Below are 3,131 nucleotides of genomic sequence, written 5' to 3'. Positions count from 1 at the left end.
TGGGTGCCGGCTCCCCCGCCGGCCCGGGCAGCCACCGCCACGATCGCCAGCGGCGCGCTCGGCGGGCGCGGCGCTCCGGGCACCGCTGCCGTGGCCCTGCCCGTACCGTCCCAGGCGTCGACGATCAGATGGGCGTTGGTGCCCCCGAACCCGAAGGCGCTGACCGCCGCCCGGCGAAGGCCCGGCCACTGCTCGGACTCGCTCAGTACCCGCAGCTGAGTGCCGTGCAGTTCGTTCAGCGGTTCCTCGGCGGCGAGCGTGGCGGGGCGGATGCCCGTCCGCATCGCACCGAGCACCTTGAGCAGTCCGCCCACTCCGGCCGAGGCCAGAAGGTGTCCGACGTTGGACTTCACGGAGCCGATGGGCACATCAGCGCTGTCCGCGAAGATCCGGGCCATGCTGCGGACCTCCTCCACGTCCCCGACGGGGGTCCCCGTCGCGTGGCACTCCACGAGCGAGACGGTCTGCGGGGCGACGCCCGCCATGCGGTACGCCAGCCGCATGGCCCGCTCCTGTCCCTCCCGCGCGGGGCTGAGGAGCCCTCTGCCGCGTCCGTCGTTGGACAGCCCGACGCCCCGGATGACCCCCAGGACGGGCGAGCCCTGTGCGACGGCGTCACGCAGACGCATCAGCGCGACGAACCCGGCGCCCTCACCGGGGAGCAGCCCGTCGGCGTCCCGGTGGAAGGGACGGCTACGGCTGGTACGGCTCACCGCGGACAGGCCGCAGAACCCCACGTGCAGGAACAGGTTGTCGGCCCGGTTGACCGCTCCGGCCACCATGACGTCCGCCGTCCCGTCGTGCAGGCGGTCACAGGCCAGCTTGACCGCGTACAGGGACGAGGCGCAGGCGGCGTCCAGTGCGAAGGCCCCGGCGCCCAGTCCGAGCGCCCTGGCCGCGAAGTGCGCCGGAAGCCCCGAGGAGAAGCGGTTACGGGCGTCGGGCCTGGCCGGTGCGGCGTCCGCCAGCAGGGAGGGGGCGCCCTCCGACAGCCATACGTGCTCGGCGAAGGCCATACCCGCGCTCGTGGGGTAGGACAGGTTTCCCAGGACCAGACCGGTGCGGGGCGACGGCCCCTCCTGCCCGGCCTCCCGCAGCGCCTGCCGCGCGCCGTACAGCACCCAGTGGAACAGCGGGTCCAGGCCGAGGATCTCCGCAGGGGCGACGTGGAACCCGGTCGGATCGAACTTTCGCTCGAAATCGCGGACGTAGCCTCCCACGTCGTTCCACGTGCGGTCGAGGTGGTCGTCGACGGTTCCCATGGCCCATCGGCGCGGCAGTCGCCATCGGCCGTCCGGGACCGATGTCAGGCTGCACCTGCCTGCGGCGATGTTGTCCCAGAAGGCGTCGGGGTCGAGCGCGTCGGGGAAGACACATCCCCGGCCGACGATGGCGATCGGGTCGAAGCCCATACCGGTCTCATTTCACGAACGCGGACGGATCCGAGTGCTGCGGGCTCAGGAAGGGCGTCGTACGAGTTCCACGCCGAGCAGCTCCACCCGGGGGAAGCCGTCCGGGTCGACGAGCGCCACATCGCAGCGCCCTCCCGTGTCGTGCACCTTCCGGGCCTGCACCACGCACCGCACAGCACCCTGGACGGGGCCGCTCCGCTGCACCCTGCACTCCGCGACCGCCATCGGCAGGGTGGCGTACCCCAGCGCGTCGTCCGCCCACAGCACGGCGAGTTGCAGAGCACCGTCCGTGGCGGCCACATCGAGCTGCCAGTGCTCACCGCCCCAGCCGAGTTCGGTCAGGCCGGTCGCCGTCGCCTCGGCTCCGTCCGGGCCGATCCCGTCGACGGACCGGAGCGCGTGGAACCGCGGACCGTGGAACAGCACCCGGCCGTCGTAGATCTCGGTGCGCCGCGGTGCGGCGAGGCCCTGCGGGGTGTCCCAGCTCCCCGGGCGCGACGGGCCCTCCTCAAAGTCCATGTGGATCCGGAAGTGCGTCGCACCCTCCTCGCCCAGGAGTTCGGCCTCCAGAGCAGAGGGGGAGCCGGTCGCTGCCGTGCGAGCGCTCAAGGTGAGGCGGTGGCCCGCACCGTCCAGACGCGGCAGGGCCACTTTGCTGAAGACCCGGAGGTCCCGCAGCACCAGGTGGCCTGCGTCCGGCCGCCAGGCCGCGGCGGCACCGGCGAACCGGTCCAGGGCCAGCGCCAACGGCAGGACGGGAACGCCCGCGATGTCGTGGTCGGCGAGGTAGGGGTGTGTGTACGCATCGATACGCAGCTGCGCCGCGGGCGGACCGGCGGCGGCTGCCACGGGGCCCGGTTCGTCCCCGGCCGCGATGACCACCCTGGTGTCGGCGCCACGAGCGCCCAGCTCGGTGGTGAAGGCTGCGGCGCCCGGTCCGCCCGGGATGAGCGGGACACCGGACCGGCCGAAGTGCGCGGCCAGCGCGGGAGTGACCATCCCTCCGTCCCACGGGCCCCAGGCGATGGACCGTACGAGGCAGCCGGGCCGCCGGGCGCGCTCGGCACAGGCCACGTGGTTGAGCACCTCGTTGGCCATGGCGTAGTCGCTCTGCCCGGCATTGCCGAAGACGGCGGCGACCGAGGAGAACAGGACGATCGTGTCGAGCGGGTCGCCCTCGGTGGCCGCGAGCAGCGCGCGCATGCCACCCACCTTGGTGGCCATGACCTGTTCGAACTGTTCATCGGTCTTGTCGGCGATCAGCTTGTCCGCCAGCACTCCGGCACCGTGCACGATTCCGGTGACCGGCCCCCACTCGCGGCGTACCTCCTCCAGTACCCCGCGCAGTGCCGCGCCGTCCCGGACGTCCACGGGCACGTAGCGGACCCTGGAGCCGGCGCTCTCGAGGGCCGTCACGGTGGACCGGACCTCCCGGGCCGCCAGGATCCTCCGCGCCTCGGCACCGACCTCGGCCGGGAGGGCCGCGCCGGAGCGTCCGGCGAGGGCCCGGGTGAGTGCGGCCTCGTCGGTCGCCGCCGCCAGCCCCTGCGGTTCGTCGACGGGCTCGGTGCGGCCGAGCAGCACGATGCGGGGACGGTGGGCCCTGGCGAGGTGCAGCAAGGCGGCCGCTGTCACCCCGCGGGCCCCGCCGGTGGCCACGATGACCGACTCCGGGCCGATGCCCGCGGCCGGCCCCGGCTGCACGTGCGCCGGCACCGT

Annotated in this window: 2 protein-coding genes; both read right to left on the bottom strand. The window is 73.7% G+C overall.

Translation table 11 applies throughout. The annotated features are described in order from the left end of the window. The coding region (locus tag VN520_RS16040; RefSeq protein WP_325747598.1) for a polyketide synthase at window positions 1-1,412 on the bottom strand (1,412 nt) is incomplete at its 3' end. Window positions 1,413-1,457: 45 nt separating this feature from the next. After that, window positions 1,458-3,131: SDR family NAD(P)-dependent oxidoreductase (locus VN520_RS16035; RefSeq protein WP_325747597.1), on the bottom strand; the 1,674-nt coding region annotated here is incomplete at its 5' end.

This window comes from Streptomyces sp. (assembly GCF_035563135.1).
Classification (GTDB): Bacteria; Actinomycetota; Actinomycetes; order Streptomycetales; family Streptomycetaceae; genus Streptomyces.
Note: the sequence above shows the minus strand (reverse complement) of the source record. Positions and strands in the feature narration are given on the sequence as shown.